Below are 5,125 nucleotides of genomic sequence, written 5' to 3' on the forward strand. Positions count from 1 at the left end.
AATTATTAGAAGTTTTTTAAAAAAATGTCCACACGTACCGCAAAACACCATTAAAATAGAAAAGGTGTGCGCAATATTGCAACACAAGTTTTGCTGCATTTCGTAGTCGCTTGTATGCAAGGCGCATAAGTAAATTGATACAAACATGATACGTGAGGACTAATGGTAGAAGGAAGCAACGGAAGGCGACGTTTTTCCGACAAATGGGGCAAACACGAGTTAGATGTACTCGCTGTATTGTCTTCCGCATTCCCGCAATGGCTGACTTCGCGTCAAATTGCACAGCGCGTAAAGGCATATGCAGATTCATACGGTGAGCTTGCAGATCAAGCAGCTAAAGCAGCATTCGCAAAACAGTTCCAGCGAGATCGCGCAAAGCTTGCTGCTATGGGTATTGCAATAGAGTCTAGGCAGCCAGAATATTCTTCGAAGTCCGAAGGTCAAGACTTTGCGTCTTATCGTTTGCAATTAGGCGATGAGCCTCGCGTACGTTTACGTTTCGACCAATCTGAATTACCAGTTTTAGCTGCAGCAAATTATCTTGCTCGTTCAATGTCTATTTCTTCTCTTGATTCAGGTCAACACGAGCAACAGCGCACTTCTCGCACTGCTCCTAGAGTTCCACAAACTCCTATTCCTGGCTTAGGATTAGATTCAATCGCACCTGGTCTTGGAACACAAATGCTACCTGATTCATTGGTAAAAGTTATTGATTCTCGCAGATTTGCCGCAACTGTGGATGTCGATGGTGAACATTTAAACGTTGCTTATACTGATGCTGACGATTTAGCGATGTTTGTACTAGAACATCCTGGATCTAGCGTAGTAAGCCCTCAAGAAGCGGTTGATGCTTTCCATCGCCGTTTGCACGCAGCAGTTAATTTTGCTCAATATGACGAAAATGAGCAAAAAGATGAAGAAGGTGCTATACAAGAAGCGCAAAATATTGAAGAACAAAATAGCAACACTGATAAATCGCATACCAAAAAAGGCTCTTCATTCCAAACTGGAAGTGAAGTAGATCGTAGGCTTCGATTGATGCTTTTCTTGTCTGCTCATCTTGGAGAGGAATTCCCATTAGACGAGCTTGCTGAGCGTTTTATTGGTAGACCAAAAAGCGATGATGAACTTCGTCGATTTGTTACAATTCTTCACAAGGATATAAATACTCTTACTACTGTTTCTGACGATGGGGAAATGGCCGGAAGCCAATTCTTTGATATAGATTGGACTCTTCTTGAGAACGAGGGAATTGTTTCTGCTACTAACTCTTTAGGATTGGAAAGACTTGCTGGAATTTCACAGCAATATTTGAGCATGCTTACTGCGTCTGCTAATTATTTGGCGCATTCCTTGCTTTTGCCTATTGAACAGCGCACACAAGCTGAATCCTTGTATAAGCGTCTTCGCCGTCATGTTCTTCCTGGTCAAACTCCATGGCTGAGTTTAACAGGTTACGAAATTGAGCCTCGAAATTGTTCTATTGTTCGCAGTGCTATTAACTCTGGATCTTTACTAGATATGGAATACACTGACGGGGCAGGACGTATTCGTCGCAAGATTGTTGCACCGTCGAAGATTTACGTTGATGAAGGCGTTTACTATGTTGCAGTATGGACTGATGTAGAGCAGCAAACACCAGAAGATAAACGTGAATTTGTTGCTAAAGATACGACAATTAATAAAGCGAATGGATTGCCTCGCATTTGGCAAGTTCTTCGCGTAGCACGTATTGAACGTGCAGAAGTTGTAGAGCCTGTATCTCAAGTTAAAATTCCAGATGTGCCAGTTAGTGAACTTCGCAAGTGGAGCTTTGATAACGGAACTGAAACTTGCTTCATTACCGATGAAACAGAATTGAACTTTTTGAAGAATCTTTCTGGAGCCACTATGGAAACTTGTGGCAGCGGAGTAAAAGTCCATCTTACTGTTTCTTCTGATTCATGGTTCGTTGCTTTTTGCATTGCTCACGCACGTCATATTACAGCTGTTGCTCCTGAAACATTGCGCAGTATGATTATTGCTCGCGCTCAACGTGAATTAAGCGTTAATCACGCTGATAATGCGAATACAGAGGAATAACAATGCCTTGGTGGATTTGGCTACTCATAACAGTTTTTATGCTGATAATGGTAGCGCTAGGAGTTGTTATTGTCATTTTAAGCGCAATAAAAATAGCTAAGGTCTGTTTTGGTATTTCCGAAGACGTTTCTTCTAGATTTGAACGTTTGCATGAACCAAATAAAGAAGATAATGAAAATCCTCGAGATCCATTATTTACACTTCCTATTAAAGATGCAACGAATCGATATGAGCGAACGCACACAAAAGTTATTGAGCGTCATCAAAAAATTCGCGAAAATCACCGTAAAATATGGCAGCATTGGGATAAAAAATCTCTTCGCGAAGAAGACATTCAGCTATAGCATATAAGAAAGCGACTAATACTTTTTATGTCTCATTTATCACAGAAAAAAGACTGCAAAAATAAATCAGGCAATCCAACTGACTGCAATGAGAATGATGTAGTATTATCTCCTTCACAACGTTTCGCAGCTTTTAAAAATATAATGAAGCACGAGCACTCGATGGCATCTAAATTTGAGCGTTCTTTGTCTTTTGAACTTGATGATTTTCAACTTGAAGCTATTGATGCACTAGAAAATGGCAATAATGTTTTAGTTGCTGCTCCTACTGGAGCTGGTAAAACTGTTGTTGCGGATTTTGCTGTATTTCTTGCGCAAAATCGCAATGTAAAAGCTTTTTACACAACACCTATTAAAGCTTTAAGTAATCAAAAATATCACGATTTCTGCGAACTGTACGGCTCAGACAGAGTAGGGTTATTAACTGGCGATACTTCTGTAAATCCTGAAGCAGACATTGTTGTAATGACTACTGAAGTTTTAAGAAATATGCTTTACGAGCATTCGATTACGTTGCAATCTTTAGGTTTTGTCGTTCTTGACGAAATTCATTATCTTGCAGATAAATTCCGCGGAGCTGTGTGGGAGGAAGTTATTATTCACCTTCCGAAATCGGTGAAAATTATTGGGTTGTCTGCAACTGTTTCAAATGTTGAAGATTTTTCTGCATGGCTAGAATCAGTGCGTGGAGAAACTCATTTGGTTGTCGACGAACACAGACCTGTGCCTTTAGAAAGACATGTTGTTATTCAAGAGGATTCTGCAACTGAGCCTGAGTTACTCGATTTATACGACCATGACAATAATGGAAACGTAACTAAGCGCGTTAACCCTGCATTGACTAGGAAACTTAATGAATTCGAGTACCGAGCTCGTCGCCGTAAAGAATCTTACAGCGATAGCAAATACCGTTACAGAAAAGGTAAGAAACACAGAGTTAACGGGGGAGTTGCACAGTTAGATAAATGCGCGAAACGACATACTCCTCGCCGCTGGGCTGTTATTGACGAATTAGATTACCTAGGAATGCTGCCAGGAATTTATTTTATCTTCTCTCGTTCCGGATGCGATCAAGCTGTTCAACAATGTTTAAACGCAGGATTAATACTTACCTCTGATGAAGAAATGTACGAAATACGTAAAATTGTCGACAGTATGGTTGCAAATCAACTTTCTAAAGAAGATTTACACGCTTTAAGCTTTGAACGTTTTCGTTTTGCTCTCGAACAAGGATTTGCAGCACATCATGCCGGTATGATTGCATTATTCCGTCACATTGTTGAAACACTATTTGAACGCGGACTTATTAAAGTTGTTTTTGCAACAGAAACACTTGCTTTAGGCTTAAATATGCCAGCTCGAAGCGTTGTTGTAGAAAAGCTAGTAAAATTTGACGGCACTGGGCATGTACCTCTTACGCCTGGAGAATTTACGCAACTTACAGGTCGTGCTGGAAGACGTGGAATTGACGATATTGGTTACGCAATTCTTGTAGATCATGCTGATTTCGTCCCTCAACAAGCTGCAGCACTTTCTAGTAAACGCGTATACCCGCTACATTCCAGCTTCGTTCCTACGTTTAATATGGCAGTTAATTTGCTGAACTCAAGCGATGCAGACACTGCTAGAACAACACTAGATTGTTCTTTTGCTCAATGGGAAGCTAATGCTTCTGCTGAACGTTTACATAATCGCATGAACGAACTTGAAACAGCTCTTAAAGGCTATGAAGAAGCATTCCACTGCGAACATGGAGATTTTGCTGAATTCTTACAATTACGCATGAAGCTTAAAGAAGCTCAACACGATCAACGCCGTAAACTTAAACATACTTTATTCCGCACAGATGCAGAACGCACAGCAGCGTTTAAAGCGTTGGATGATGTTATTGCAAATCTTAGAGAAGCTGAGCGAACGCATCCGTGTGCAGGTTGTGCAGATATTCAACAACATTTGCGTTGGGGCTACCATTGGATTAGAGAACATAAGGAACTTGATCAAGTACGTGAACGCTACGAATCTCGTACTGGTTCTGTTGCTAGAACTTTTGACCATATTTGTGACGTATTGTACAGTTTGGATTATTTACAATCTGAAGATTCTTCACAAAACCAAATTTTGCACCTTACTGAGCGCGGTCAATTGTTAAGAAGGTTGTATAACGAACTAGACATTGTATTTGCTGAAGCTATTTGCGAAGGAATTTTTAATGATCTTTCGCCGCTTGAATTATTATCGTGCTTGTCTGCATTAGTTTATGAATCTAGAGGACCTGCAGGGGGAGAACCTAGACGATATCCAGGCGGCAAAGATGGCGCGATATTTAATACAGTATTGCGAATGAAAGAATTATTTATGCGTACTAGCGCATTATGCGCAGACGCTCATTTGCCAGCGTTAAGACCGCTTGAATTTGGTGCTGTAGATATTATGTACGATTGGGCTAATGGTGCTGATCTAGCTGAAGTTTTGCGCAATACCGACAGCACTGGAGGAGATTTCGTGCGTCAAACTAAACGTCTTATTGATTTACTTACTCAACTTTTTGCAACAGGAGAATATTTACAAGCTATAGATGGCGTAGATAAAAATCTTGCTTCATGCGCTTATGAAGCTGCAAAACTATTAAACCGTGGAGTTGTAGCATACTCAGATGTATAAGTATGAGCATATACAAATAAAACGCATGTATTTTGTAT

At 40.4% G+C, this 5,125-nt stretch carries 3 protein-coding genes; all 3 read left to right on the forward strand.

The annotated features are described in order from the left end of the window. Window positions 1-162: 162 nt before the first annotated feature. Genes A5295_RS05475 through A5295_RS05485 form a run of 3 tightly spaced genes read left to right on the forward strand, consistent with a single transcriptional unit; the run spans window position 163 to window position 5,087 of the window. On the forward strand, window positions 163-2,082 hold the full coding sequence (locus A5295_RS05475) for a YafY family protein (protein ID WP_004108930.1): 1,920 nt from the start codon (window positions 163-165) through the stop codon (window positions 2,080-2,082). 2 nt (window positions 2,083-2,084) lie between these two features. Continuing rightward, on the forward strand, window positions 2,085-2,426 hold the full coding sequence (locus A5295_RS05480; protein ID WP_064622067.1) for a hypothetical protein: 342 nt from the start codon (window positions 2,085-2,087) through the stop codon (window positions 2,424-2,426). 27 nt (window positions 2,427-2,453) lie between these two features. After that, entirely contained in the window at window positions 2,454-5,087 is a 2,634-nt protein-coding gene (locus A5295_RS05485) for an RNA helicase (RefSeq protein ID WP_064622069.1), read from the forward strand. Window positions 5,088-5,125: the final 38 nt, after the last annotated feature.

This window comes from Gardnerella sp. 26-12, from assembly GCF_001660745.1.
GTDB classification, from domain to species: domain Bacteria; phylum Actinomycetota; class Actinomycetes; order Actinomycetales; family Bifidobacteriaceae; genus Bifidobacterium; species Bifidobacterium swidsinskii.

Bases quoted from the DNA above. Each gene is read 5' to 3' on its own strand.
- A5295_RS05475 (WP_004108930.1), top strand. From the start codon at position 163: ATGGTAGAAGGAAGCAACGGAAGGCGACGTTTTTCCGACAAATGGGGC.
- A5295_RS05480 (WP_064622067.1), top strand. From the start codon at position 2,085: ATGCCTTGGTGGATTTGGCTACTCATAACAGTTTTTATGCTGATAATG.
- A5295_RS05485 (WP_064622069.1), top strand. From the start codon at position 2,454: ATGTCTCATTTATCACAGAAAAAAGACTGCAAAAATAAATCAGGCAAT.